Below are 26307 nucleotides of genomic sequence, written 5' to 3' on the forward strand. Positions count from 1 at the left end.
GATCCCGACTAATTTGGGATGGATTTAGAATTTTCTTGGCATCGCGTGTGTCATGCCGAATTATCAGTGCGCGCTGATTTTTTATTCAGGGCGATTTTTGATTCGATATCCAATTTGAAAGGGAACAAAATGAAACTTGCACCTTCACTCGCATGTGCGGCAGTCGCGGCGGCGATCGGCATGCCGTGCGCAGCGTTCGCAGCCGACGGCATGATCGTGTTCAACGGCAACATCACCGCGCAGACCTGCACGATCAGCGGGGACGGCGGCAACAAGAGCTTCGTGGTGACACTGCCGTCGGTGTCGAGTTCTGAGTTGTCCACCAGTGGAGCGGTGGCCGGCAATACGCCATTCAACATCACGCTAACCAACTGCTCGCCCGATTCGGGTACCGCGTCGACGTACTTCGAGCCTAACACCGACGTCAATGTTACAACCGGCCGGCTGCAGAACAACAGGGGCAGCGCATCGAATGTCGAGGTCCGTTTGCGCAATAAGGACCGCAGCATCATTCAACTGGGCGTCGCGCAAAGCGGACAGAACTCGCAGTCGGCCACGATCACGGACGGCAGCGCGACGCTGGACTATTTTGCGGAATACGTCGCGACGGACGGCCCGGCAAGTGCGGGTTCGGTCAGGACCAGCGCGTTCTATTCGATCGCCTATCAGTAAGCGGTACGGAGTGGTCATCGGCCGTATCTGATGTGGTGAAACGGCAGCTGGCGTCTCTCCGGCGCTGGCTGCTGCCATGATTTTCAGCGGCGATGCGGGCTTGCCGGGTAAGTGGGGCGTGAAGATGGCAATACGTAGAAATGTGTTGGCGGCAGCGGCCGCCTTGTCGTTGTGTTCAGGCGTCGCCGACGCGAGTGTCGTCATCAATGGAACGCGTCTGGTGTACGGCGCGAGCGACCGTGAGATCACGGTCAAGATGGACAATGTCGGCAACGATCCGGCGCTCGTGCAGGTCTGGCTCGATACCGGCAACCCGAAGTCGCTGCCGGATGAAATTCAGGTTCCGTTCACGCTGTCGCCGCCACTGTTCCGGCTCGATCCGAAAAAAGGCCAAAGTGCGCGGCTGATCTATACGCAGGACGCGCTGCCGCAAGACAGGGAGTCGCTGTTCTGGTTCAACCTGCTCGAGGTGCCTCCCAGTGCCGCGCCGGTCGATAGCGCCGAGCGCAACCTGCTGCGTCTGGCATTGCGCTCACGCATCAAGCTGTTCTTTCGTCCGACCGGACTCGCCGGCCGGGCGGATGAAGCACCCGCGAAAGTCAGCTGGAAGTTCGTGCCGAAACAGCATGGCGGTGGCTATGTCCTCGAGGCCACCAATCCGACGCCGTATCACGTCACGTTCACGCAGATTGTTGCGAAGGCGGGCGGCGGCACGTGGACCGACGGCAACGGCGGCATGCTCGAACCGCGCGCGACGCGAGACTACGACGTCGGCAATGTCACGTCGCTGTCGGGGGCGCCGCTGCAGGTCGACTACAAATTCCTGAACGACTATGGCGCCGGCATACCCGGGCAATATCAGGAGCGGCCGGCACCTCCGCCCGTGGCAGAGCCTTAAGCAAAGTCGCCTGCGGCAACCCATCTATGCCGCGACCGGCACGGGCGTCGCACCCGCTCGAGTCATCTCGCGTCAAGCACGCGCGTCCAGTATCCAAAGAACGGTTTTCATGCGTATCCGACAGCAGGATCAACCGATCCGCCGCGCGGGCAGATCGCCCGCGCCGTTGCGTAGCCATCTCGTGATCCTCGGTGCTCTCGCAACGTGGGTCCCCTCCATTGCGCATGCTGATCGGGCGGTAGTCGCCCAGGTTCGGTTCGACGACGAGTTTCTGATGAAGCCGGGCAATCAGAGCGTCGACGTGTCGCGTTTCGAGCGTGGCAATCCGGTGGTGCCCGGCGAATATACGGTCGATCTGTTTGTGAACGGCAACTGGAACGGCCATCCCGCCGTGAACTTCCGTAGACAGGAGGGCTTCGACAGCGCGACGCCGTGCTTCGACAAGTCGCTCGTCGCGCGCCTCGGGCTGAATCAGACGAAACTGTCCGATGAAGCGCGCGCAGTGCTGGCGCGCGGGGGTGAGTGCCTGAATCTGGGCAAGATCGTCGAGGGCGCGTCGGCATCGTTCGATCTGTCCGATCTGCGGCTCGATGTGAGCATTCCGCAAATCGCGCTGTCGCGCAATCCGCAAGGCTATGTGAGCCCGGAATTCTGGGATGCGGGCGTGCCGTCCGCCACGCTCGGCTACAACCTGAACTCGTTTCGCGTGATGGGCTCCGGTTACGGCAGCACGCAGACCTACCTCGGTCTGAACGGCGGGGTCAATATCGGCAGCTGGCATCTGCGGCAGAATTCGGCGTTGAACTGGCAGTCGAACGGCCCGCGTTCGTATCAGAACATCGCAACCTACGCGCAGCACGATCTGCCCGGCACGCGCAGCCAGTTGACGCTCGGCGATGCATTCACCGACGGCGCGGTGTTCGACAGCATCGGCATCCGCGGCGTGCAACTCGGCACCGACGATCGCATGTTGCCCGATTCGCAGCGCGGCTACGCACCGGTGATTCGCGGCGTCGCGCTGACCAATGCGCGCGTGACGGTCACGCAGAACGGCAGCCGTCTATACGAGACCACGGTCGCGCCCGGCGCCTTCGAGATCGAAGATCTATACGCGACCGGTTACGGGGGCAACCTGCTGGTGACGATCACCGAAGCCGACGGCAGCCAGCGCGGCTTTACGGTGCCGTATGCATCAGTGGTGCAGTTGCTGCGCCCTGGCGTGCCGCGCTTTAACTTCGTGCTCGGCCAGATCCGCGACGCCGAGCTGGACCACCACCCGAACCTGCTGCAGGGCACCTTCCAGTACGGCATCAACAACGTGGTCACCGGCTACGCCGGCGTAATCGCGGCGCAGGGCTACGCGGCGGGGCTGGTCGGCGCGGCGTTCAATACGCCGCTCGGCGCGCTCGCGCTCGACGTGACACAGGCGAGCGCGAGCATCCGCGGCGCGGCGAACACGTCGGGCCAGAGCGTGCGGATCAGCTACAGCAAGCTGGTGTCGTCGACCGACACGAACTTCGCGGTCGCCGCGTATCGCTATTCGTCGAGCGGCTTCTGGGCGCTGCGCGATGCGATGTTCGCGCGCAACGCGCTCGACGCCGGCCAGTCGCCGACCGCGATCGACCGGCAACGCAATCAGGTCCAGCTGACGATGAACCAGGGCTTTGGCGACGGCTGGGGCAACGCTTACGCGGTTGGCTCGACGCTGGACTACTGGAACCGCGCGGGCACGACGACGCAATTCCAGCTCGGCTACAACAACATCGTGCGCGCGCTGCGCACGATCTTCAGCTACAACCTGTCGCTGTCGCGGCAGCTCGATACGCTGAGCGGCCAGATGAACAACCAGCTGTTCCTCAACGTGTCCGTGCCGCTCGGCAAATCGCAGCACGCTCCGTCCCTCGCGACCAGCGTCGCCCACGACAACATCAGCGGCTGGTCCGAGCAGGCGATGCTGACGGGCATCGCGGGCGCGGACAACGAGTTCAGCTACGGTGTGAACGTGAATCATGCGCCGGGCTCGACGGTGGGCGGCGTCAATGGGCAGTACCGCAGCCCGTACGCGACCTTCCTCGCCGGCGCGAGCACGGGTTCGGGCTACTCGCAGGTGTCGGGTGGCATGTCGGGCGCGCTCGTCGCGCATCCGGGCGGCGTTACCTTCGCGAACGATCTCGGCGAGACGGTCGGCATCGTCGAAGCGAAGGGGAGCAACGGCGCACGCGTGACGAATTCGCCGGGGGTCCGTATCGATAGTCGCGGCTATGCGGTGATTCCATATCTGATGCCGTACCGGACCAACACGGTCGACATCGATCCGAAGGGCTTGCCGCTCGACGTCGAATTCAAGTCGACGACGCGACAGGTGACACCGCGCGCGAACTCGGTCGTGATGATCCATTTCGATACCGTCACGGGCCGTGCCGCTGTGATCACCGCGCATCGTCCGAACGGCGCGCCGCTGCCGTTCGGCGCGAGCGTGCACGATGCGCGGGGCCGCGACATCGGCGTGATCGGACAAGGTAGTCGCATTTTCGCGCGGGGCATCGACGACGCGGGCACGCTGTCCGTCAAGTGGGGCAATGCCGCTGACGAGGAGTGTCTGCTGCACTATCAGCTGCCGTCGCGCGACGAGGACAAAGGCAGGTTCGCGCATGCCGAGGCTGTCTGCGATGTGAGCGCGAACGTGCGGCAGATGCAGGCAGCGGCGAACGTGACCGCCAGCGCACAGATGCCGACGCCGCAGCGTACGCTCGACGACCCGGATCCAGGCTCCACCGCTGACGCATACCAGGACTGAAACGCAGGTTGTGCCCCGATGTCCATCCGCCCGCGCATCCATTCAATCAACGCTCAAAGGGAGCGCTCAATTGAAAACCCGTCATTTACTGGCCGTCTGGCTGTTCGCGCTCACCACCGTGCCGGTGTTATCGGCCCACCCGCAGAGGGTTCGTTCACAGGGCATTGCAGGTAATCCTGCGGTTGCCGCGCCGAACCGGGCGCATGGAGACTGGCGCAACCATCATGTATCGACGGGCGGCGCACCGGGTCCTTCCGGCGCGTCGGCGACCCAGTCGGCCTATGGCGCTGGCAATAGCGCGGGCAAGCGTGGCGGCCACGGCGTCGGTTTCGTGCCGTTGCCGCCTGCGCATTGACGCGCACGGTCGCGCGCTTACAGGAAGAAAATTGATGAAACCCATCCGCAGATTTGTTCATCCCGCAGCCGTCGCGACCAAAGGGCTGTCATCGGCATGCGCGTTGATCCTGACGATGCTGCTGCCGGGCACCGCGCATGCCCAATGCACGCAAGGCTCGGCTGGCGCGCCGAGTCTGACGATCTCGATCGCGTCGCCGATCACCGTTGCGCGTGACGCAGCGGTGGGCAGCGTGATCGGCCAGGGTACCGCGACGGTCACCTTCAATAGCGCGGCACCATTCGGCGTGCATTGCACGACGGACGCGTCGGCGGTCTACACGAACCTGCAGGGAGGAGGCTCGTCCGGCTCGAACAGCGTGATGCCGATTGGCTCGACGGGTATCGGCTATACGCTGCAGGCGAACGGGCAATACTTTCCCAGCGGTGCCCGAAAGTTGCCGGTCTCGCTCTTCGAGCCGGCGTCGTGCAGTCAGGTGGCGGGCGGAAGGTGCTACGCGTATCTGGGGCCGACCATCACGATGCAGTTGATCAAGCTGTCGCCGCTCGTCAGCAGCCAGACGCTTCCGCCCGGCCAGTATTTTTCGACGACGGTGGGCGGCCTCAACGCCAGCACAGTGTCATTGGCGAGCCCTGTGCAGATCGCGAATCAGACCTGTACCGTCACGACGCCTTCAATCGGCGTGTCTCTGGGAAACGTACCGCTCAGTCGATTCCAGGCGGTGGGATCGTCGTCGGATACGGTCCCTTTTCAGATCGGGTTGAATTGCTCCGGGGTGACGACGAATTACTACGTCACCTTTACGGACAACAACGATCCCGCGAATCATTCGAACGCTCTATCGTTGGCGGCGGGGTCGAGCGCGAGCGGCGTCGGTATTCAGATCGTCAAAGATGGCAGTCCGGTCTCGTTTGGACCGGACTCGTCGGCGGCGGGCAATTTGCATCAGATATTTGTTGGTGCCAGCGCGGGCAGCGGCTCCGTGGTCAGTTTGCCCTTTGGCGGGCGTTACGTGAAAACCAGTAATACGATGACCATTGGAAGTGCGAAAGGCGTCGCGACATTCACCATGTCATATCAGTAAACACGTGCCACGTCGACGAAGCGGCCGCGACCACTGCGCGGCCATCGGTCGGGGGACGCCAGGTTCAGCGCGACGGGCAAAGACTCCGACTGATTGAACCGGTCGTGCCGCCGACCAAAACCGCATCGCCTAGAACGCGTGCCGCAACCCCACCATGCCGACGAACTGCGATGGACCCGATGACGGCGTCGTGTTCTGCGAGTCGCCGACCACCGCAACCGCGTCGGCGATGGTCACGCCGCTGCCCGATGCGATCAGCGACTTGCCGCTTGCATGCTGATAGGCCTCCAGCGCGTACAGCGTGGTGCGCGTCGACAGGTTGTAGGTTTGTTCCAGCGAGATCTGGTGATAGTGGGCCGGATCGGTGATGCCGTTCGCCTGGCTCGCCTGCGTGAAGCTATAGCCGCCGCCGACGGTCACGCTCGGCGTGATCCGGTAGGTTGCGATCGCGCCGTACGTGTTGAACACGGCCTTGTCGAAGAACAGCGAGCCGTGGCCCGGCGCGTACTGCACATTCGAGTAGTTGAGGCCGAGCATCAGATCGTGCCACGTATAGCGGCCCGCTGCGGCGATCATCTGCGTGCTGCGCGCGCTCGCGTAGCCGTTATTGACCGGCGAGTTGATCGCGAAGCTGCCGAGGGCCGGGCTCGTTGCGATGTCCTTCAGCTTCACGTAGCCTGCCGCGAGCGAGATCGGCTGGAAGTCGTAGCGCAACGCCGCGCTGAACAGGCCGCCGTTCGCGACGCTGCCGGGCACGCCGCCGAGACCGTACTGCGCGCTTGCCTGCAGGCCCGCGATCGTCGGTGATAGGTAGGTTACCGAATTATTGAAGCGCAGCGTCGTGTCGAGGGCGTCGAGATCGCCCGGATGCGCGCCGGTCGCGCCGGTCAGCACGCCGGTCGGTCCGAGAGCGCCGACCATATTGAAGTAGGGCGTGTACTGGCGGCCGAGCGTGACGGTGCCGTAGTGGTCGTTCGCGAGGCCGACATAAGCCTGGCGGTTGAACAGGTAGCCGGCGGTGCTTTGCGCGCCGGTCAGCGAATTGAAGCCGCTTTCCAGCCGGAAGATCGCCTTCGTGCCGCCGCCGAGATCTTCGGCGCCGAGGAAGCCGAACTTACTCGCCTGCAGGTTGCCCTGGCTCATGTAGAAGTTCGAATGTCCCTTCTGGTTGCTTGAGTAGGCGAACGCGTTGTCGACGACGCCGTATAGCGTGACGCTGCTTTGCGCCGACGCGCTGATCGACCATGCGGCACCCGCAAACGGCAGGCAGCAGAGGACGAACGCGCGGGTGCGCGCGCGCTGGTTTATTTTCATGATTGGGATGTCTCCAGACTGAATGGACGGCCTGATCCCTCAGGCCGGTGCGGTTTGTTGTTCAGTGCCTAGTAGTGCGAGTCAGGGCTCTTGTGCCTTTGTGCGCTGACTCAGTGCGGCAGCGCAATCGTCAGGCAGCGCCAGCCGTCCGCGGTGTGATCGGCCTCGAGCGTGCCGTTCGTGCAGACGATCGCGCGTGTCTCGTGCATCGGCACGAACACGCGCACCTGCGGCTGCGCGTGACGCGTCCATTGCGCACGCTCGAGCGTCACGCGCAGGGTGTTCGTGTCGCCGGTCAGCGTGACGTTCCAGCGGCCTTGCTCGCCGTTGCGCCAGGCTTCGGTCTCGCCGTCGTCCTCGATCGAGCCGCCTTGCGCGGTGCCCGCGCCGGCGTACGGCACCGCGAGGAACGCGCGTTCGTCGGCGGGACGGCCGAAATGCTGCTCGGCGATGTTCAGCGGAATCACGCTGCCTTCGCGCAGCAGGAACACCGGTCGCTCGAACGGGGCGGGCAGCGTGACGGTCTGGCCGCCGTCGAACGCTTCGCCGCTCCAGTACGACACCCAGCGCGAACCGGCCGGCAGGTACACGTCGCGCGTGCTCTGGCCCGGATCGACCACCGGCGCGACCAGCATCGACGCGCCGAGCATCATGTCGTCGCCATCGACGAGGCAGCGCGGATCGTGCGGAAACTCCGCGAACAGCGGCCGCAGCACCGGCTCGTACGCGCTATGCGATTGCCACAGCAATTCGTACAGGTAGGGGATCAGTCGATAGCGCAGCTTGATCAGATTCGCCACGTGCCGCGTGACTTCGGGATGCATCCACGGTTCGTTGACGGTGCCGTCGTCGTTCCATGAGTGAATCGAAAAGCGCGGCAGGAAGATGCCGAACGCGACCCAGCGCGCGAACAGTTCCGGCTCCGGCGCCGGACCCGAGAAGCCGCCGATGTCGTGGCCGCTGTTCGACACGCCCGACATCGCGAGCCCGAGCCCCATCTTCAGGTTGAAGCGCAGCGTTTCCCACGACGTGTAGTTGTCGCCCGACCACGTTTGTACATACCGATGCATGCCGACGCCGCCCGAGCGCGACACGAGGAACGGGCGCTTGTCGGGCGCGTGCTCGCGCTGCGCGTCGTGCGACGCGCGCATCATCAGCTGCGTTTGCAGCACCTTCGCCTGGTGTGCCGGATACGGCTTGCCGAAGCCGCGTGCAATCGCATGCGGCGACCAGATCTCGAACTCGTTGTTGTCGTTCCAGGTGGCCGCGATGCCGTATTTGAGCAGTGCGTCCTTCACGCGCGCTTTCCACCAGTCGATCGTCGCGGGATTCGTGAAGTCGAGATACGCGCCGACTTCGTCCCAGAACTGGACCCATGCGGGCTCGCCATCGGGCGCTTCGATCAGCAGCCCGGCCCGGGCGACGTCGTCGAACGCCGGGTGGTCCTGCAGCAGACACGGCTTGATGTTCGCGCACAGACGCACGCCGTGATCGAGATAGCTCTGCACGAAGCCGTGGATGTCCGGAAACTTCTCGTGATTCCAGTTGAACACGTAACGCTTCGGCCCGATGGACGTATAGCCCGACGACAGATGGAACGAATCGCACAGCACGTCGTGCTCGCGGCAGCGCTCGATGAATTCGCCCATCTGCTGCTGCGCGTTGGGCGCGTCGGTGTAACTCATCGTCGAGCCCGAGTAGCCGAGGCCCCACTTCGGCATCCACGCGGGACGCCCGGTGAGCCACGTGAAGCGGCGCACCGCGTCGAGCGGCGAGCCCGGCGACGCAATGAAGTAGTAGTCGAGATCGCCATGCTCGGCGATGAAATGCCGATAGTGACCGTGATAGTTGTCGAGCTCGCGGCCCATGTCGAAGCGGCAATCGGCGAGCGTGTCGTAGAACAGGCCGAAGCCCGTCGACGTCTGCGGCTGCCACGTCACGTAGAACGGGATGTGTTTGTACAGCGGGTCCGTGGTGCGCGCGCTGTAGCCCATTGCGTCGATATTGCGCATCTCGTAGCTTTGCTGCGCACGATCGAGCGAGCCGGCACGCTCGCCGAGGCCCACATACATTTCGTCGTGGCGCCGTTCGACGTAGTGATAGACGCGCGAGTCCCACCAGCCGAAGTTGTACGCCTGGGTTTTGCGATCGCTCATCACGCGATGCCACGTGCCTTCGCGCAGGATGTCCCACGCGCAGGCGCCGCCTTCGAGCGCGACGCTCACGCGTACACGGGCCGTTTCGATCACGACGTGGCCAGCCTGTTCGCTCACCGTGAACGGCGGCGGTGTGAAGCCGCGCAGGTCGCGGCGCTCGCGGCCTTCGAGCGGCACGTCGTCGGCGCCGGGCGCGATCGCCCACGTGCGCGGACCGTGCGTTTCGCCGTCCGGCAGCACGAGCACACGGATGATGTCTTCGGCGAGCACGAACAGCTCGATGCGGCAATTCGGCTGCGCGCTCAGCACGACCGGGTTGCGCGCGGAGTTGCCGGCGTGGGGAGCGAGCGCGAAGCGCGGCGGATGTTTGAGATTGATCTGTGAATGCATGATGAGTCTTCGAGAGAGGTCAGGCGGCAGGGTTGACGCTCAGGTCGGCGCGGCGTGCGCGGCCATGGCGCGGCACACCGCGCATCAGGATGATCAGCAGCGTCGCGCCGATGATGTCGAACGCGCCGAGCGCACCGAACAGCGGCGTGTAACCGATCGAATCGGCGAGCGCACCGACCATCAGCGAGAAGCCGAGGCCGCCGATCCACGCGGCCATGCCCGCGAAGCCCGCGACGGTGCCGACTTCGCCCGGATCGAAGACGTCGGCGGCGAGGGTGTTGACGAGCGCCGAGATCATCTGGTGCGCGAAGCCGCCGACGCAGAAGAGGGCGATGGCCTGGTACGGCGAGGCGACGAGACCGATCGACGCCGGTCCGAGCATCATCACGGCGCCGAGCACGACGCCCGAGATGCGCGACCAGATCAGCGGCACGCGAAAACGCTTCATCAGGAACGGCGACAGATAGCCGCCGAACAGGCCGCCCAGGTCCGCGGCGAGAAACGGCAGCCACGCGAACATGGCGATCTGTTTCAGATCCATATGACGCTGCGTGGCGAGATAAAGCGGAATCCAGAAGCTGAACGTTTGCCACGCGGGCTCGGCGAAAAAGCGCGCCTGCGCGATTGCCCAGAAGCGGCGCGTGCGCAGCACTTCACGCACGCTCGCGCGGCGCGCCGCGGGCGGTGCCTGGCCTTCGACGATCGCGCTGCGCTCGGCGTCGCTCACGCGCTTGTGCTCGGCGGGCGAGCGGTACAGCACGAACCATGCGGCGGCCCAGAAGAAGCCAAGTGCGCCGGTCACCGCGAATGCGCTCTGCCAGCCGTAGCGCAGCGACAGGAACACGACGAGCGGCGGCGCGAGCAGCGAGCCGAGCGAGGTGCCCGCATTGAAATAGCCGACCGCGACAGACTTCTCACGATCGGGAAACCATTCGGCGACGACCTTCATGCCGGCGGGAATCGCGACCGCTTCGGACAGGCCCATGAAGCCGCGCAATGCCGCGAGCGAAAACCAGCTGCCGGCGAAACCGTGGAACACACCGGTCAACGACCACAGGCACGCAAACAGCGCGAAGCCAAGGCGCAGCCCGATCAGATCGATGATCAGGCCGCAGACCGGCTGCATCACCGTATAGCCGACCTGGAACGCACCGACCACGTAGGAGTACTGCCGCGTGCTCATGTGCAGCAGCTTCATCAGTTCGGGCGCCATCACGCCGAGTGCGTTACGCGACAGATAGTTGACGATCGTCCCAACGCAAACGAGGGCGATGATCCACCAGCGCAATCCCTTGATCGTTTTCAAAATCAGTCTCCGTGGCGCATCGAGCGGTTGCTTTCGAAGCAGTGCTCAGGTATGCGCGAATTCGAACATTTATTGGTTTTCAATGGCAGTCATCCTACCACTTGGAAACTACCTAGGTATCCGGGAAAACCATAGTTGTTGTCGTCTGTTTCCTTGATTTTTCGGCAAAATTTAATAATTTTCGCTTGAATTCTTAGGAGTGGTCGGATGACTACGTCGAAAAATATCGAACACACATGTTCTTTCGAACATTTAAATGTTCGTTTTCGGGAGTTCGGCGAGGCGAGGAAGCGCTGGCCGCGCGGGCGGCGTTTTTTCACGGCCGTCTGGCGGATGTAACCAGACGTTACGCCGCGGACGGCGCGGCGATTTTCAGCATCAGTTATTACAAAGTTGAAATACGCGGGTTGCTGCCTTGCGCTATATTTCCGCCAACAAAACATGTTCCTACAAAGGTGATCAATGAAGTCCGCTCGTCTTGTTCCGCTAATGCTCGGGGTGTTGACGTTGGCTACATCGGGTGCCGCGATGGCAGCGGGGCTCAACATCGGGGTCAATATCGGCATTCCCGCGCCGGTCTACGTCGCGCCGGCTCCGGTCTACGCGCCGCCTCCGCCGCCTCCGCCGCCCGTCATCTATCAGCCGGCTCCCGTGTACTACGGCGGTCCGCAAATCGTGGTGGGCTGGCATGGCGACCGTTACTGGGACGGCCGCCGCTACTGGGCGCGTGACGACTGGTATCGCCACCATCCGCCGGGCCACGGCGACTATGCGCGCGGTCATTACGACGAGCATCGCGGCTGGCACTGAGCCGGCGCTGCGTGAGCCCTGAAGCGCGCCAACCGGCCGCATCGACAACAGAACCGCCCTTCGAGGGCGGTTTTTGTTTTTTCGCTGAAGACATTCGATAGCTGACGCATTTCGTCGCAGGTGCCTGCCAGATCGCGCAAGCTAATTGGGTAGAATCCCCCACATCGTCACTGCCCACTTACCAGCACGACTCCATGACAACCGGCTCGCGACGGGTTCAAACGCCTGAGGGACTTCGGCACAACGTGATCCACGGACCCTTGCGCGCCGCGTTCGCCGTCGCGCTGCTGTGCGCGAGTCTGCTCGTCGCACCGCACGCTCATGCCGCGCATGCGATCGCGCAATATGGCGAGCCGAAATATCCGGCCGGCTTCAAGCACTTCGATTACGTCAATCCCGACGCGCCGAAAGGCGGCACGCTCGTGCTCGCGAACCCGAGCCGTCTCACGAGCTTCGACAAGTTCAATCCGTTCACGCTGCGCGGCAACGCGGCGCCTGGCCTCGAATTGATGTTCGAGAGCCTGACGATCGGCAGCAGCGACGAAGTCGCGTCGGCCTACGGGCTGCTCGCCGACGACATCGTCGTCGCACCCGATGGCCTGTCGGTCACGTTCCACATCAATCCGCGCGCGCGCTTTTCGAACGGCGAGCCCGTCACCGCCGACGACGTCAAGTTCTCGCTCGACACGCTGAAGAGCCCGCAAGCCGCGCCGCAGTTCGCATCGCTTTTCAGCGAGATCAAGCGTGCGGTCGTCGTCGATCCGGCCACGGTGCGCTTCGAGTTTGGCGAGCGCAATCGCGAGTTGCCGCTGCTCGCGGGCAGCATGCCGGTGTTCTCGCGCAAGTGGGGGATCAAGCCGGACGGCAGCCGCATTCCGTTCGATCAGCTTGCGTTCGAGAAGCCGATCGGCAGCGGGCCGTATCTGATCGACAGCTACGACAACGGCCGCACGATCACGTTCAAACGCGACCCGCACTACTGGGGCGCCGATCTGCCGGTGCGCATCGGCATGAACAACTTCGATCGCATCGTCTACAAGCTGTACGCGGATAGCACCGCGCGGCTCGAGGCGTTCAAGGCCGGCGAGTACGACGCGCTCGTCGAATACATCGCGCGCAACTGGGTGCGGCGCGACGTCGGCAAGAAGTTCGACAGCGGCGAGTTGATCAAGCGCGAGTTCCCGCAGCACAACGGCACCGGCATGCAGGGCTTTTTCCTGAACATACGCCGGCCGCTGTTTCAGGACGTACGGGTGCGCAAGGCGCTCGATCTCGCGCTCGACTTTCAATGGCTGAACCGACAGCTGTTTTTCAGCCAGTACACGCGCATCGATAGCTATTTCGCCAACACCGAATGGCAGGCGAAGGGGCTGCCCTCGCCGGGCGAGCTCGCGCTGCTCGAGCCGTTTCGCTCGCAGCTCGACCCGGCGGTATTCGGGCCGATCCCGAAGCAGCCCGATACCGATCCGCCCGGCTCGCTGCGCGCGAACCTGCTGGAGGCGCGCGATCTGCTGCAGCAGGCCGGCTGGACCTATCGTGACGGCGCGCTGCGCAACGCGAAGGGTGAGCCGTTCCAGTTCGAGATACTCGACGACTCGGGTTCGGCTTCGTCGATGGAGCCGATCATCGCGACCTTCACGCGCAACCTGCAAAAGCTCGGCATCACCGCGAACTTCCGCACCACGGACTTCGCGGTCTATCAGAAACGGCTCGACGCATTCGACTTCGACGTGACCACGATTCGCATGCCCGACGTGCAGGTGCCGGGCTCCGAGCAGATCACCCGGTTCGGCAGCAAGGCCGCCGATACCCCCGGCTCGGACAACGCGATCGGCCTGAAGTCGCCGGCCGTCGACGCGGTGCTGAACGCGCTGGTGCATGCGCAAACGCGCGAGCAGCTGACCGATGCCGCTCACGCGCTCGACCGTCTGCTGACGCATGGCTACTATGTGGTGCCGCACTGGTACAGCGGCACGCACCGCGTCGCGTTCAAGCGCGGGCTCGCGTGGCCGAAGACTTTGCCGCTGTACTATGGCGCGGAGGGCTGGATCACGACGATGTGGTGGTACGAGGATCCGCAGGCGCGCACGCACACCGGCACCGCCGACTGATCCGCAGACCCATCGCCCTCACCAACGCGTTCGCACTGGAACACCGCCTATGTGGAGCTACATCCTCAAACGTCTGCTGCTGATGATTCCGACGCTGCTCGGCGTGCTGACGCTGACCTTCGTCGTGATCCAGTTCGTGCCGGGCGGTCCCGTCGAGCAAATGACGCACGAGTTGCGCAAGGGCGCGGAGGGCGCTTCGCCGTTCGGGTTGCGCTCGCATAGCGGCGTCGACGCGCAACAGATCGCGCAACTGAAGCAGCTATACGGCTTCGACAAGCCGCCGCTCGAACGCTACGTGCTGATGCTCAAGCGCTTCGCGACCTTCGATCTCGGCCAGAGCTATTTCCGTCATCAGAGCGTGTGGTCGCTGATCGTGTCGAAGCTGCCGGTGTCGATCAGCATCGGCCTGTGGACGTTCTTTCTCACTTATCTGATATCCGTGCCGCTCGGCATCGCGAAGGCGGTGCGCAACGGTTCGCACTTCGATATCGCGACGAGCCTCGTCGTGCTGGTCGGCTACGCGATTCCCGGTTTCGTGCTCGGCGTGCTGCTGCTCGTGCTGTTTGGCGGCGGCACGTTCCTGCAGTTGTTTCCGCTGCGCAACCTCACTTCCGACAACTGGGACCAGCTAAGCTTGTTTGGCAAGATTCTCGACTATCTGTGGCATATCACGTTGCCGATTACCGCGTCGGTGGTGGGCAGCTTCGCGGTCGTCACGATGCTGACGAAAAACGCGTTCCTCGACGAAATCCGCAAGCAGTACGTGCTGACCGCGCGCGCCAAAGGTTTGTCCGAGCGGCGCGTACTGTGGAAGCACGTATTTCGCAATGCGCTCCTGCCGCTGATCGTCAATTTCCCGGGCGCGTTCATCGGCGCGTTCTTCACCGGCAGCCTGCTGATCGAAACGCTGTTCTCGCTCGACGGGCTCGGCTTGCTGTCGTACGAATCGGTGATGCGGCGCGACTATCCGGTCGTGCTCGGCACGCTGTACCTGTTTACGCTGATCGGCCTCGTCACGCGGCTGATCTCCGATCTTTGCTACGTGTGGGTCGATCCCCGCATCCAATTCGAACAACTGGAGCGCTGATGAATCGAGCCCGCCTTTCCGCCGATGCGGCGGCGCGCACCGAACCCGCGCGCGCACTGATGTCGCCGTCGCCGGCGCGTCGCGTGTGGCGGCGTTTTCGCCAGCAGCGGCTCGGCTACTGGAGCCTGATCATTTTCGTCGTGGCGTTCGCGGCAAGCGTCGCGGGACCGCTGTGGTCGAACGACAAGCCGGTCGTCGTGCGCTATGACGGGCATCTGTATTTCCCGCTCGTCAAGACCTACGCCGAGACCACCTTCGGTGGCGACTTCCCGACGCCGACCGACTATCTCGATCCGTACATCCGTCACCGCTTCGATGCGCCGGGCAACTTCGCGCTGTATCCGCCGAATCATTACTACTACGACACGCTCAATTACTTCTCGAAGGCGCCCAACCCGGCGCCGCCGTCGCGCGAGAATTGGCTCGGCACCGACGACCGCGGCCGCGATCTGTTCGCGCGCCTGCTGTACGGCTTCGGCGTGTCGGTCGCGTTCGGCCTCGTGCTGACTGTGATCAGCACGATCGTCGGCATCGTCGCGGGGGCGGTGCAAGGTTACTTCGGAGGCCGTACCGATATCGTCGGGCAGCGTCTGATCGAGATCTGGAACGCGATGCCGCAGCTCTATCTGCTGATCATCTTTTCGTCGATCTTCGAGCGCAGCTTCGCGTTGCTGATCGTGCTGCTGTCGCTGTTCAACTGGATTGGCCTGTCCGATTACGTGCGCGCCGAGTTCCTGCGCAATCGCCAGCAAGACTATGTGCGCGCCGCGCGCGCGATGGGTCTGTCGCACTGGCAGATCATGTGGCGCCACGTGTTGCCCAACAGCCTGACGCCGGTCATCACGTTCCTGCCGTTCAGCATGAGCAGCGCGATTCTCGCGCTGACGAGTCTCGACTTTCTCGGCCTCGGCGTACCGCCGCCGACGCCGAGCCTGGGCGAGCTGCTCGCGCAGGGCAAGGCGAACCTCGACGCGTGGTGGATCTCGGTGTCGACCTTCGGCGTGCTGGTGGCAATGCTGCTGCTGTTGACCTTCATGGGCGACGCGCTGCGCAACGCGCTCGACACGCGCATCTCCGATGCCATGCACGCCGGAGGTGGTCAATGAGCGCGCTGCCGCAAAGCGATCCGCGCTCGACGGATACGCCGCTGCTCGAACTCGACCATCTGCGCGTCGCGTTCGGCGACACGGTGGCCGTCGACGACGTCACGCTCGCGATCGCGCGAGGTGAACGCGTCGCGCTGGTCGGCGAGTCGGGCTCGGGCAAGAGCGTGACCGCGCTGTCGGTGCTGCGCCTGCTGAACGACGCGCAGGTGAGCGGCGCGATCCGCTTCGATGGCGAAGACCTGCTCGCGAAGAGCGAGCGCTCGATGCGCGGCCTGCGTGGCTCCGACATCGCGATGATCTTCCAGGAGCCGATGACCGCGCTCAACCCGCTGTACACGATCGGCGACCAGATTACCGAGACGATCGTCGTGCACGATGGCGTCAGCGCGAACGAGGCGGCGAAGCGCGCGGTCGCATTGCTTGCGCGCACCGGCATCGCCGAGCCGCAGAAGCGCGTGAACAGCTACCCGCATCAGCTGTCGGGCGGCCAGCGGCAGCGCGCGATGATCGCGATGGCGCTCGCCTGCCGGCCGCGCCTGCTGCTCGCCGACGAGCCGACCACCGCGCTCGACGTGACGATCCGCGCTCAGATCGTCGAGCTGCTGCTGGAACTGCAGCGCGACGAAGCGCAAAAAAGAGGCATGGCCGTGCTGCTGATCACGCACGACCTGAACCTCGTGCGCCACTTCGCGCAGCGCGTCGCGGTGATGGAGCGGGGCGTGCTGGTTGAAACCGGCACGGTCGAGCAGGTGTTCGAGGCGCCGCGTCATCCGTATACGCAGCGGTTGCTCGCGAGCCGGCCGCAGCGGGAGGTCGTGCCCGTGCTGCCGATCTCGCCGGTGCTGCTCGAAGCGCGCGACGTGTCGGTCGACTTCAAAACGAAGCTGCCGGGCCTGCGTGGCTGGTTGGGGTCGGGGCGGTTTCGCGCGGTCAACGAGGCGAACGTGTCGGTGCGCCAGGGCGAGACGCTCGGGATCGTCGGCGAGTCGGGTTCGGGCAAGTCGACGCTCGCGATGGCACTGCTCGGTCTGCAGCGCACCGCGCACGGCGAGATCGAGTTTCAGGGCAGGGCGCTCGGGAGCTATCGCGGCGCCGAAAAGACCGCGTTGCGCTCGAATATGCAGGTCGTCTTTCAGGATCCTTTTAGTTCGCTTTCGCCGCGACAGACGATCGAGCGGATCGTCGGCGAGGGGCTCGCGCTGCATCGGCCGCAGATGACCCCGCAGGCGCGGCGCGACAAAGTGCTCGCGGTGCTGCGCGAAGTCGGCATCGACCGTACGGCGCTGTATCGGTATCCGCACGAATTTTCGGGTGGGCAGCGGCAGCGCATCGCGATCGCGCGCGCGCTGGTGCTGGAGCCGCGCGTGCTGATCCTGGACGAACCGACCAGCGCGCTCGACGTCTCGATTCAGCAGCAGGTGCTTAAGCTGCTCACCGGCTTGCAGCACAAATACAACCTCGGCTTCGTGTTCATCAGCCACGATCTGGAGGTGATCGGGGCGATGGCGCATCGCGTCGTGGTGATGCAAAACGGATCGATCGTCGAGACGGGCGAAGTCGAGAAGATTTTTGCGGCGCCCGCGCATCCTTACACTCGAAAGCTGCTGAAAGCGGCGCTTGATCGTTGATTTTTCACCCTTTCCCCAATTGAGTGCGTATGTCGATTGATTTTTCCTATTCCTTTTGACACGCAAATACTTACTGGCTAGTATCGAGCAAACTTTTTTTCGTAGACCCCTGATTTTTTGGCAAAAACTACCGACCAATGCAGCACAGAAACTTCACCCAGGCTTGCACGCGCGTCGTCGCCGGGATGTTCATTGGCGTCTTGATGGCAGCAGCTCCCGGCGCGTTCGCCGACGAAGTCAGCAGTTTCAATCAGAATGCCTCGTATCCGACCACCAACGGCTCGGATCCTCTCTCCCTCCTCACTCCGCAACCCAAGGCGCCCGATAGCAATAGTGGCAGCGCCAAGTCATTCCTTTCCGGCATGGCCGGCAAGGCTGGCGACGTGGTGGTCGGCGCGCTGAACATGATCGGCGTTCGCTACCGTTGGGGTGGCAATACGCCCGATTCGGGGCTCGATTGCAGCGGTTTCGTGCGCTACGTGTTCCAGGACACGCTCGGTCTGGCGCTGCCGCGTCGTGCCGAGGAAATGAGCCGCATGGGCGAGAAGGTGCGCGTAAGCGACCTGAAGCCGGGCGATCTGGTGTTCTTCAATACGATGCGCCGCACGTTCTCGCACGTCGGCATCTATATCGGCGACAACAAGTTCGTGCACTCACCGTCCACCGGCAGCACGATCCGTGTCGACGACATGGATGATGGCTACTGGGAAAAACGCTTCACGGGTGCGCGTCGGATCGAGACCTCGTATCAGGCCGACGATCTGCGCCAGCGCGTGAGCGCGACGATCGGCGGGAATAACTGATTCCACGCTGAGCCCGGCGACAAAAAAAGCCTGCTTCGTCCGAAGCAGGCTTTTTGCATTTGATGCGGGTAGTTTTGCCTGGGTGGCGCACAGCGGCCGTGCAGCACCCCGACCGCCTTCAGGCGCTCATTCGCCGCGCGGCGAGCCTGCGCTGCAACTCCGGCATCATCTTCGCGACCGCTTCTTCCCCGGCGAGAATTGCCGCGTTGCGCTGTGAGAAATCGCTGCCGCTCATCGCCGCGAGATTCGGTCGGATCACCACGTCGGCGTACTTGTCGAGTTCGTAGGCCTTGATCGTCTGGCCCATTATCGTGAAGGTCTGCATCAGCACATCGAACGAGCTTGCGGTGACGCCGGTCTCCGGTCGCTGCGAGATATCGACGGCAATCACGAAATCCGCGCCCATCTTGCGCGCGAACGACGCCGGTACCGGGCTCACGAGACCGCCATCGACATACTCGTGACCGCCGATCTTCACCGGCTCGAAAATCGACGGCACGCTGCACGACGCGCGCACCGCGATGCCGGTGTTGCCGCGCTGGAACAGGATCGGCTGGCCGGTTTGCAGATCGGTCGCGACCACACCGAGCGGCCTCGCCATCTTCTCGATGGGGCGATTGTTCAGCGTCGTGTTCAGGTAGTTCTGCAGAGCGACGCCCTGCAGGAAGCCGCGCGTACGAAACGGCATCGCCCAGTCGCTGATCGACGCTTCGTCCATGGAGAGCGCGAGCTTGTTCAGCGCGAAGCCGTTCATGCCCGACGCGTACAGCGCACCGACTACGGAGCCGGCGCTCGTGCCGGCGACCAGATCGATCTGGATATTGCGTGCCTCGAGCGCCTTGATGACGCCGATGTGCGCAAAGCCGCGCGCGGCGCCGCCGCCGAGAGCGAGTGCGACGCGAACCGGTTTCTGTTGCGCTTTTTCTGGCGGCGGGACGGTCGGCGTCGCGGTGATCGGCGTGCCTTCGAGTTTGCCGGCGGTCGTGGTGCAGGCGGCAAGCACCGCGGATGCGGCCGCCAGCGAAAAGCTGCGGCGGCTCAAACTGGGGGATGAGGGTTTCAACGAGTTCTCCAGCAACGGCGCGGGCGACGCAGGCGGCGTCGCACGTACCGCGATCAGGCTGAGGTCAGGCCAGGCGGATCGCCGACGGCGATTCCGCACGCTGCGGAGGTGTTCACTCCGTATTGGAGCGATCTGCATTAAGCCCCCATCGCAGCGCGCGCACATCTTAATGCAAACGATCGGTCCGCGCGGTCCGCTGTAATGAAACGTTGCAGAGGAAGTATTCGGAACTGGCGCGGCGTCTTTTCAAGATGGGTTCGGCGAGCGCAGGTAGGGGGGCGCTGGTGTCCCGACGTCGCTCGCGCAAGCGTCTTACGCCGTTCGGACGAGGGCGGCATCGCGCGTGCGGACGGTATAATTCGACTCTTGCACTTATTTCCCTCGTGGCCGTGCGCGACCTCGCGCGCAGCATGGGCACGCTTCGCTGCCGCGCTTCGCAATCACGTTCGCGCCGGCGCCCGTTTTCCGAGTAACCGCTAATGACCACCTCCGTTCGTACCCGTTTCGCACCGAGTCCCACCGGCTTCATCCACCTGGGCAACATCCGCTCCGCCCTGTATCCATGGGCGTTCGCGCGCAAGATGAAAGGGGTCTTCGTGCTGCGGGTCGAGGACACCGACCTCGAGCGTTCCACGAGCGAGTCTGTCGACGCGATTCTCGAAGGCATGGCATGGCTCGGCCTCGATTACGACGAAGGCCCGTTCTACCAGATGCATCGCATGGACCGCTACCGCGAAGTGCTGAAGCAGATGCAGGAGGCGGAGCTCGTCTACCCGTGCTACATGTCGACCGAAGAGCTCGACGCGCTGCGCGAGCGCCAGCGCGAAGCGGGCGAAAAGCCGCGCTACGACGGCACCTGGCGCCCTGAGCCGGGTAAGGTGTTGCCGCAGCCGCCCGCGGGCGTGCAGCCCGTGATGCGCTTTCGCAATCCGCTGAGCGGCGTGGTCGCGTGGGACGACGCGGTGAAAGGGCGCATCGAAATCTCGAACGAAGAACTCGACGACCTCGTGATCGCCCGTCCTGACGGCACGCCGACGTATAACTTCTGCGTCGTCGTCGACGATCTCGACATGCGCATCACGCACGTGATCCGCGGCGACGATCACGTCAACAACACGCCGCGTCAGATCAACATTCTGCGCGCGCTTGGCGGCGAGCCACCGGTGTATGCGCACCTGCCGACCGTTCTGAACGAGCAGGGCGAGAAGATGAGCAAGCGCCACGGCGCGATGAGCGTCATGGGTTATCGCGATGCGGGGTATTTGCCGGAAGCGGTCGTCAACTATCTGGCGCGCCTCGGCTGGTCACATGGTGACGCGGAGATTTTTACGCGCGAGCAGTTCGTCGAGTGGTTCGATCTCGAGCACCTCGGCAAGTCGCCGGCGCAGTATGACCATGACAAGCTGAACTGGCTCAACGCGCACTACATCAAGGAAGCCGACAACGCACGCCTCGCCGAGCTGGCAAAACCGTTCTTCGCGGAGCTCGGCATCGACGAAGCCACTCTCGCGCAAGGTCCGGATTTGACGGGAGTGGTAGGCCTGATGAAGGATCGTGCGTCGACCGTGAAGGAGATCGCGCAAAACGCCGCGATGTTCTATCGCACGCCGGCCCCCGATGCCGAGTCGCTCGCACAGCACGTGACCGACGCGGTTCGTCCTGCACTCGCTGATCTGGCCGCGGCGTTGAAGACGGTGGAGTGGACCAAGGAGGCGATCGCCGCCGCGCTGAAGGCCACGCTGGGCGCCCACAAGCTGAAGATGCCACTGCTCGCGATGCCGGTGCGTCTGCTGGTGGCGGGGACGACGCATACGCCGTCGATCGATAGCGTGCTGATGCTGTTCGGTCGGGATGTCGTCGTTAGTCGTATTGAAAAAGCGCTCGGCTGATTCGTTTCCGGCGCGCATGAGAAGATTTGCATGCAGCCGGAAAAAAATCGCATGTAATTGCTCAAAGGGTATTTACAAAGCGCAGATCGCCCTCTAGAATCTCGTTTCTCTGATGTGCGCGGGGGTATAGCTCAGCTGGGAGAGCGCTTGCATGGCATGCAAGAGGTCAGCGGTTCGATCCCGCTTACCTCCACCAACAGAGCAGAGAAGTTAAAGTGGTTAAGAAGTCTGAAAGTTGTAGAAAAAAGACTTCACAAATCGCTAAAATGTAGTTAAAATAGCGGTCTTCGCAGTTGACGAGAAAATGGCTTGGCGAATTAACTGAAAAGTTAGCGCAAGTTGATCAAAGTCGAAAGCGAATTAAGACGGATCTGAAAAGATTTTGTCCCCTTCGTCTAGAGGCCTAGGACATCACCCTTTCACGGTGAGTACAGGGGTTCGAATCCCCTAGGGGACGCCAAACATCAGCGTCGCTTTAGTATTCGAGTAGTAGTAAAGCAGCGCAGCTTGCAGAGAATTAACCGACGCTCGCGAGCAGGGTGTAAAGACTGGAGTGGTAGTTCAGTCGGTTAGAATACCGGCCTGTCACGCCGGGGGTCGCGGGTTCGAGTCCCGTCCACTCCGCCAGACAAAGCCCGTTCACACATACCTGAACGGGCTTTTTCATTAAAGGTGTAAGCAGTACGTTGTCCCCTTCGTCTAGAGGCCTAGGACATCACCCTTTCACGGTGAGTACAGGGGTTCGAATCCCCTAGGGGACGCCAGAACATCGGCGTCGTTCGGTTGGAAGTTTGAACGGTGCAGCAGGCTGAGAGCATGACTCGCAGGCTGCGATACAAAATCTGGAGCGGTAGTTCAGTTGGTTAGAATACCGGCCTGTCACGCCGGGGGTCGCGGGTTCGAGTCCCGTCCGCTCCGCCAGATTTGAGAAAGCCCACTTCGCAAGAAGTGGGCTTTTTTTATTTTTACTGCCCATTGCTGGCCGCCACCCGGAAAGCTCGGGACAAACAGCCATTGCCAGCACGCGTGGCCTGTTTTAACGTTGATCCGACTCATCCTCGCGGTCCTGCCATGTTCGATCCCACCGAAGCCCCGTCACCGTTTCATCTGCGTGCGGCCAGCATGGATGATTTCGAGTTTGCCGAGGCGCTGACCCGCAACAACATGGGCGGCTACTATCGCCGGCATCATCTGATGTGGCGCAGCGATCTGTTTCTCGGCAGCTGGCGCGAATCGGAGAATTTCATTCTCGAAGTGGATGGCGTGCCGATGGGCGTGCTGCGTATCACCGAGGAAGGTGATTCGCTGCATATCCGCGACGTGCAGATTGCCGAAGGCTATCGGCGGCTCGGCGCCGGTACGTTTCTGCTCGACATCTCGCATCAATGGGCGCGCGAGCGTGGGCTGCACGAGTTGCAACTGCGCGTGTTCGTCGATAATCCGGCGGCGCGGCTCTATCAGCGCAAGGGCTACAAGCTCGCCGGGCCGCGGCTCGCGCAGCTAGGTGCGATCCGTCATCTGGCGCGGCGGGTTTGAGCCGGGCCGCCGCGGCCTGCGTGGACGGCCAACGCGCACCGCCAGGCATCGCCGTTCACCGCTCAGCAACGTCGGCCGAGCCGGCTCGATCCTGTGCCGTTTCATCATCCGTTTGCGCATCGACATGCTCGCCGTTGCCCGCGCGATGCTCGGCGCCTCGCTCGATGAACGCGCGCGGACTCGCACCGAACGCGCGCCGGAACATCGCCGAGAACGCGCTCTGGCTCTGATAGCCCAATTCCTGCGCGACGTGCGACAGCGGCCGTCCCTGGCTCAACAATGGAATGGCGCGCGCGAGAATCGCCTGCTGACGCCACTGCGAAAAACTCACCCCGAGCTCCTGGCGGAACAGCCGCGCGATCGTGCGCGTGCTCGCGCCCACCGTCGATGCCCATTGTTCGAGCGACTCGCCATGCATCGGGTCGGCGATCACGGCCTCGCACAGCGCACGCAGGCGCTTTTCGCTGGGCATCGGCACCGACAGCGGCAACGGTTCGGAGCGCGTCAGTTCATCGAGCGCGAGCGCGCCGAGCAGTTGCTCGCGCGCGGCGGACAGACCCGGCATATCGAGCGCGGCAATCACCTCGCGCAACAGGTTCGATACTTCGACGACGCGCGGCGTATCGAGCCCGGCCGGCACCGTACTCTCGGTGATGTAAAGCGTGCGCAGGAACGCATCCTCGACGGCGACCACTTCGTGCGTCACATGCGGCGGCAACCAGATCGCGCGCGATGGCGGCACCATCCATGTCGTGCCTGTCGTCGCGACCCGCAGCACGCCGCGCGACGCATACGCAACCTGCGCCCACGCATGCGTATGACGCGCGATATGCCAGCCCGCCGGCATCGGCCGCGAGCGCACGCGAATCGGATGCATGTCGTTCGGCGCGAACTCGGGCGGTATGTCGGCGAAACGCACGCGGCTCAACAGGTTGGAGTCGGTGGACGAGGTCATGGCAAGGTCGGTTCGGAGAGCGGAGCCGGCGAAGGCGAGGCGCGGTCGAGGCCAGTCACCGTCGCGGGCTTCAAGCATTGTAGAGCGTCCCCAGTTGCTGTTGCCGACGGGCTGCCGTTGCATAATGTCCCGATGGCCCCGAGCCACCGACCTCACCTCTGACTACGGAGACTCAACCACGATGCAGACCGTCTTTGTCTATGGCACGCTGCGTGCCGGTGAAACGAACGATATCAGCGAAGCCGCCGCGCGCAACGACCTCCCCGCGCCGAGCCTGCTCGGCAGCGCCACTGTGCGCGGTCATCTGTTCGATTTTGGCAACTATCCGGGTCTCGTCGTCGACGAGGCGGGCGTCGACGTGATCGGCGACGTCTACGAAATCGACGATGAACTCGTCGCAGTGCTCGACGAAATCGAAGCCGTCTATCCGGGCGTCGAGGATCGTTTTCTGGCGCGCGAGGTGATGGTCAAAGTGGACGGCAACGTGGTCAATTGCCGCTTTTATCCGGTCGCGCCGAACGCGGTAAAAGGGCTGCCCGAAATCCGTTCGGGAGATTGGGTCGAACATCGGCGCACCCGCTGAGCCGGTCCGGGAAAGCGGACAAAAAAAACGGCGCGCCACGATCTTCGCGGCGCGCCGTGATTCAAGCTGATGCGCTCACCTGGCTCGAGCGAGCCCAAGACCCAAGGCTCAGGTCCGCATCATCGACCATCAAATCTCTTCGTAAAGCGGCAGCGTCAGAAAATCGGTGAACTGCTCCGCGGTCGACATCTGCTCGAAGATCTGCGCGGCGCGCTCATACGGCTTCGTATCTCCACCCACTGACTGTTTGACCTTGTCGAGTTCCTGGCCCGCGAGCTCGCGCACCAGTTCGACCGTCACCTTGCGGCCGTCGTCGAGTTTGCCCTTCGGCGAGCGGATCCATTGCCACACCTGCGAGCGCGAAATCTCGGCGGTGGCCGCGTCTTCCATCAGGTTGTGAATCGGCACGCAGCCATTGCCCGCGAGCCACGAACCCAGGTAGTGAATGCCGACGTTGATGTTGTTGCGCAGACCCGCTTCGGTGATCGGCGTTTCCGGGCGGAAGTCGAGCAGGTCGGTCGCGGTCACGAGCACGTCGATGCGCTGCTTGCCGATCTGGTTCGGCCGGTCGCCGAGCACCTTGACGAACTCTTCCATCGCGACCGGCACCAGACCCGGATGCGCGACCCAGCCGCCATCGTAGCCGTCGCCCGCGTCGCGCGCCTTGTCCGAGCGCACGCCGGCCATCGCCTTGTCATTCGCGGCCGCATCGTTCTTGATCGGAATCAGCGCGCTCATGCCGCCGATCGCCGGCGCGTTGCGGCGATGGCAGGTCTTCAGCAACAGCAGCGCATACGCGCGCATGAACGGCGCGGTCATCGTGATCTGCGAGCGATCGGCGAGGCAGAAGTCGCGGTCGCTCTTGAACTTCTTGATCGCGGAGAAGATGTAGTCCCAGCGGCCCGCGTTCAGGCCCGAGCTATGTTCGCGCAGCTCGTACAGGATCTCGTCCATTTCAAACGCGGCGACGATCGTCTCGATCAGCACGGTCGCGCGAATCGTGCCGCGCGGCACGCCGACCGCTTCCTGCGCCGCGACGAAGATATCGTTCCACAGGCGCGCTTCGAGATAGCTCTCCATCTTCGGCAGATAGAAGTACGGGCCCGAGCCGCGCGCGATCAGCTCCTTCGCGTTGTGCACCATGTACAGCGCGAAATCGAAGATGCCGCCCGACACGCGCTTGCCGTCGACCTTCACATGCTTCTCGTCGAGATGCCAGCCGCGCGGACGTACGATCAGCGTCGCGGTCTTGTCGTTGAGGCGGTACGTCTTGCCGTTCTGTTCGAGCGAGATCGTGCGGCGCACCGCATCCTTCAGATTGATATGACCGGTGATCTGGTTGTCCCAGCTCGGCGCATTCGAATCCTCGAAGTCGGTCATGTAGGAGTCGGCGCCTGAATTGAGCGCATTGATGATCATCTTGCGCTCGACGGGACCGGTGATCTCGACGCGCCGGCACTGCAGATCCTGCGGCAGCGGCGCGATCTTCCAGTCGCCTTCGCGCACGCTCTTCGTGGCCGCGAGGAAGTCGGGCCGCTCGCCATCGTCGAGCCGCTTGGTGCGCTCGACGCGCGCCTGCAGCAACTGCTGACGGCGCGGCTCGAAGGTACGGTGCAAGGCCGCGACGAGTTCCAGCGCTTCGCGGGTGAGGATCGCTTCAAAGCCGGGCTTGATCTCACCGGTGATTTCCATGCCCTGAGGCAGCGACAGTGAATTAGCCATGTTTTCTCCTTGGTCGGTCAGACTGCAAAAATGTGAAGGTTG

General features: G+C 63.4%; 20 protein-coding genes and 5 tRNA genes. 19 read left to right on the forward strand and 6 right to left on the reverse strand.

The genetic code is table 11. From position 1 onward, the window contains the following. The first annotated feature begins 129 nt into the window (after positions 1–129). The 5 genes from L0U84_RS06180 (at position 130) to L0U84_RS06200 (ending at position 5806) form a co-directional block, all read left to right on the forward strand. Positions 130–672 carry a fimbrial protein gene (locus L0U84_RS06180; RefSeq protein ID WP_233848554.1) on the forward strand — a complete coding sequence of 181 codons (543 nt, stop codon included), beginning with the start codon at positions 130–132 and terminating at the stop codon, positions 670–672. 76 nt (positions 673–748) lie between these two features. Beyond that, a complete protein-coding gene (locus L0U84_RS06185) occupies positions 749–1570 on the forward strand; it encodes a fimbria/pilus periplasmic chaperone (protein ID WP_233848556.1) in 822 nt (273 codons plus the stop codon). A 109-nt stretch (positions 1571–1679) separates the two neighbouring features. Beyond that, positions 1680–4367 carry a fimbria/pilus outer membrane usher protein gene (locus L0U84_RS06190; protein WP_233848560.1) on the forward strand — a complete coding sequence of 896 codons (2688 nt, stop codon included), beginning with the start codon at positions 1680–1682 and terminating at the stop codon, positions 4365–4367. A 70-nt stretch (positions 4368–4437) separates the two neighbouring features. Next, positions 4438–4722, forward strand: coding sequence for a hypothetical protein (locus tag L0U84_RS06195; protein WP_233848561.1), 285 nt, complete (start codon positions 4438–4440; stop codon positions 4720–4722). 34 nt (positions 4723–4756) lie between these two features. Continuing rightward, complete coding sequence (locus L0U84_RS06200; protein ID WP_233848562.1) at positions 4757–5806, forward strand: fimbrial protein; 1050 nt, start codon at positions 4757–4759, stop codon at positions 5804–5806. Positions 5807–5935: 129 nt separating this feature from the next. Here the strand turns inward: L0U84_RS06200 and L0U84_RS06205 are convergent, their stop codons facing one another. From L0U84_RS06205 to L0U84_RS06215, 3 genes are all read right to left on the reverse strand, one after another. Continuing rightward, positions 5936–7120, reverse strand: a complete 1185-nt coding sequence (locus tag L0U84_RS06205; RefSeq protein ID WP_233848563.1) for a porin — start codon at positions 7118–7120, stop codon at positions 5936–5938. Between the two features lie 110 nt (positions 7121–7230). Next, positions 7231–9666, reverse strand: a complete 2436-nt coding sequence (locus L0U84_RS06210) for a glycoside hydrolase family 31 protein (protein ID WP_233848564.1) — start codon at positions 9664–9666, stop codon at positions 7231–7233. A 19-nt stretch (positions 9667–9685) separates the two neighbouring features. Further along, positions 9686–10972 (reverse strand): MFS transporter, encoded by a 1287-nt coding sequence (locus L0U84_RS06215; RefSeq protein WP_233848567.1) that lies wholly within the window; start codon positions 10970–10972, stop codon positions 9686–9688. A 462-nt stretch (positions 10973–11434) separates the two neighbouring features. On the opposite strand from L0U84_RS06215, the gene L0U84_RS06220 reads away from it, so the two are divergent. The 6 genes from L0U84_RS06220 to L0U84_RS06245 all read left to right on the forward strand — a co-directional run bounded on the left by L0U84_RS06220 (position 11435) and on the right by L0U84_RS06245 (position 18517). Further along, a complete protein-coding gene (locus L0U84_RS06220) occupies positions 11435–11782 on the forward strand; it encodes a hypothetical protein (RefSeq protein WP_233848568.1) in 348 nt (115 codons plus the stop codon). 194 nt (positions 11783–11976) lie between these two features. Beyond that, positions 11977–13893, forward strand: a complete 1917-nt coding sequence (locus tag L0U84_RS06225; RefSeq protein ID WP_233848569.1) for an extracellular solute-binding protein — start codon at positions 11977–11979, stop codon at positions 13891–13893. Between the two features lie 49 nt (positions 13894–13942). Continuing rightward, positions 13943–14980 carry a microcin C ABC transporter permease YejB gene (locus tag L0U84_RS06230; RefSeq protein WP_233848570.1) on the forward strand — a complete coding sequence of 346 codons (1038 nt, stop codon included), beginning with the start codon at positions 13943–13945 and terminating at the stop codon, positions 14978–14980. Then, positions 14980–16086 carry an ABC transporter permease gene (locus tag L0U84_RS06235; RefSeq protein ID WP_233848572.1) on the forward strand — a complete coding sequence of 369 codons (1107 nt, stop codon included), beginning with the start codon at positions 14980–14982 and terminating at the stop codon, positions 16084–16086. The genes L0U84_RS06230 and L0U84_RS06235 overlap by 1 nt, the downstream gene beginning before the upstream one ends. Further along, positions 16083–17714, forward strand: coding sequence for an ABC transporter ATP-binding protein (locus tag L0U84_RS06240; RefSeq protein WP_233848575.1), 1632 nt, complete (start codon positions 16083–16085; stop codon positions 17712–17714). The genes L0U84_RS06235 and L0U84_RS06240 overlap by 4 nt, the downstream gene beginning before the upstream one ends. Before the next feature lie 137 nt (positions 17715–17851). Then, positions 17852–18517: a C40 family peptidase gene (locus tag L0U84_RS06245; protein ID WP_233848577.1), complete on the forward strand. Its 666-nt coding sequence runs from the start codon at positions 17852–17854 to the stop codon at positions 18515–18517. Between the two features lie 118 nt (positions 18518–18635). Here L0U84_RS06245 and L0U84_RS06250 read toward each other — a convergent pair whose 3' ends face one another. Beyond that, complete coding sequence (locus L0U84_RS06250) at positions 18636–19580, reverse strand: patatin-like phospholipase family protein (RefSeq protein ID WP_233848579.1); 945 nt, start codon at positions 19578–19580, stop codon at positions 18636–18638. A gap of 479 nt (positions 19581–20059) precedes the next feature. On the opposite strand from L0U84_RS06250, the gene gltX reads away from it, so the two are divergent. The 7 genes from gltX (at position 20060) to L0U84_RS06285 (ending at position 23005) form a co-directional block, all read left to right on the forward strand. Further along, the gene (gene gltX / locus L0U84_RS06255; protein ID WP_233848580.1) at positions 20060–21469 is read left to right on the forward strand and encodes a glutamate--tRNA ligase; all 1410 of its coding nucleotides are present in this window, start codon (positions 20060–20062) and stop codon (positions 21467–21469) included. Between the two features lie 120 nt (positions 21470–21589). Next, positions 21590–21665: transfer RNA gene (locus L0U84_RS06260), tRNA-Ala, on the forward strand. Positions 21666–21853: 188 nt separating this feature from the next. Beyond that, positions 21854–21929 (forward strand) — tRNA-Glu (locus L0U84_RS06265). A 90-nt stretch (positions 21930–22019) separates the two neighbouring features. After that, positions 22020–22096 (forward strand) — tRNA-Asp (locus L0U84_RS06270). Positions 22097–22157: 61 nt separating this feature from the next. Further along, positions 22158–22233 (forward strand) — tRNA-Glu (locus L0U84_RS06275). 80 nt (positions 22234–22313) lie between these two features. Then, positions 22314–22390, forward strand: a tRNA-Asp gene (locus L0U84_RS06280). A 150-nt stretch (positions 22391–22540) separates the two neighbouring features. Beyond that, positions 22541–23005 (forward strand): GNAT family N-acetyltransferase, encoded by a 465-nt coding sequence (locus tag L0U84_RS06285; RefSeq protein ID WP_233848581.1) that lies wholly within the window; start codon positions 22541–22543, stop codon positions 23003–23005. Positions 23006–23060: 55 nt separating this feature from the next. Here the strand turns inward: L0U84_RS06285 and L0U84_RS06290 are convergent, their stop codons facing one another. Then, positions 23061–23960, reverse strand: a complete 900-nt coding sequence (locus L0U84_RS06290) for an AraC family transcriptional regulator (protein WP_233848582.1) — start codon at positions 23958–23960, stop codon at positions 23061–23063. A 181-nt stretch (positions 23961–24141) separates the two neighbouring features. On the opposite strand from L0U84_RS06290, the gene L0U84_RS06295 reads away from it, so the two are divergent. Beyond that, on the forward strand, positions 24142–24543 hold the full coding sequence (locus L0U84_RS06295; protein ID WP_129961093.1) for a gamma-glutamylcyclotransferase family protein: 402 nt from the start codon (positions 24142–24144) through the stop codon (positions 24541–24543). Positions 24544–24672: 129 nt separating this feature from the next. Here L0U84_RS06295 and aceB read toward each other — a convergent pair whose 3' ends face one another. Continuing rightward, positions 24673–26265 (reverse strand): malate synthase A, encoded by a 1593-nt coding sequence (aceB, locus tag L0U84_RS06300; RefSeq protein ID WP_233848583.1) that lies wholly within the window; start codon positions 26263–26265, stop codon positions 24673–24675. Positions 26266–26307: the final 42 nt, after the last annotated feature.

This window comes from Paraburkholderia sp. HD33-4, from assembly GCF_021390635.1.
Taxonomy (GTDB): Bacteria; Pseudomonadota; Gammaproteobacteria; order Burkholderiales; family Burkholderiaceae; genus Paraburkholderia.

Coding starts and splice junctions, on each gene's coding strand:
- L0U84_RS06245 (WP_233848577.1), top strand. CDS start 17,852: ATGCAGCACAGAAACTTCACCCAGGCTTGCACGCGCGTCGTCGCCGGG.
- L0U84_RS06220 (WP_233848568.1), top strand. CDS start 11,435: ATGAAGTCCGCTCGTCTTGTTCCGCTAATGCTCGGGGTGTTGACGTTG.
- L0U84_RS06190 (WP_233848560.1), top strand. CDS start 1,680: ATGCGTATCCGACAGCAGGATCAACCGATCCGCCGCGCGGGCAGATCG.
- gltX (WP_233848580.1), top strand. CDS start 20,060: ATGACCACCTCCGTTCGTACCCGTTTCGCACCGAGTCCCACCGGCTTC.
- L0U84_RS06235 (WP_233848572.1), top strand. CDS start 14,980: ATGAATCGAGCCCGCCTTTCCGCCGATGCGGCGGCGCGCACCGAACCC.
- L0U84_RS06240 (WP_233848575.1), top strand. CDS start 16,083: ATGAGCGCGCTGCCGCAAAGCGATCCGCGCTCGACGGATACGCCGCTG.
- L0U84_RS06210 (WP_233848564.1), bottom strand. CDS start 9,666: ATGCATTCACAGATCAATCTCAAACATCCGCCGCGCTTCGCGCTCGCT.
- L0U84_RS06290 (WP_233848582.1), bottom strand. CDS start 23,960: ATGACCTCGTCCACCGACTCCAACCTGTTGAGCCGCGTGCGTTTCGCC.
- aceB (WP_233848583.1), bottom strand. CDS start 26,265: ATGGCTAATTCACTGTCGCTGCCTCAGGGCATGGAAATCACCGGTGAG.
- L0U84_RS06205 (WP_233848563.1), bottom strand. CDS start 7,120: ATGAAAATAAACCAGCGCGCGCGCACCCGCGCGTTCGTCCTCTGCTGC.
- L0U84_RS06295 (WP_129961093.1), top strand. CDS start 24,142: ATGCAGACCGTCTTTGTCTATGGCACGCTGCGTGCCGGTGAAACGAAC.
- L0U84_RS06285 (WP_233848581.1), top strand. CDS start 22,541: ATGTTCGATCCCACCGAAGCCCCGTCACCGTTTCATCTGCGTGCGGCC.
- L0U84_RS06200 (WP_233848562.1), top strand. CDS start 4,757: ATGAAACCCATCCGCAGATTTGTTCATCCCGCAGCCGTCGCGACCAAA.
- L0U84_RS06185 (WP_233848556.1), top strand. CDS start 749: ATGATTTTCAGCGGCGATGCGGGCTTGCCGGGTAAGTGGGGCGTGAAG.
- L0U84_RS06180 (WP_233848554.1), top strand. CDS start 130: ATGAAACTTGCACCTTCACTCGCATGTGCGGCAGTCGCGGCGGCGATC.
- L0U84_RS06225 (WP_233848569.1), top strand. CDS start 11,977: ATGACAACCGGCTCGCGACGGGTTCAAACGCCTGAGGGACTTCGGCAC.
- L0U84_RS06230 (WP_233848570.1), top strand. CDS start 13,943: ATGTGGAGCTACATCCTCAAACGTCTGCTGCTGATGATTCCGACGCTG.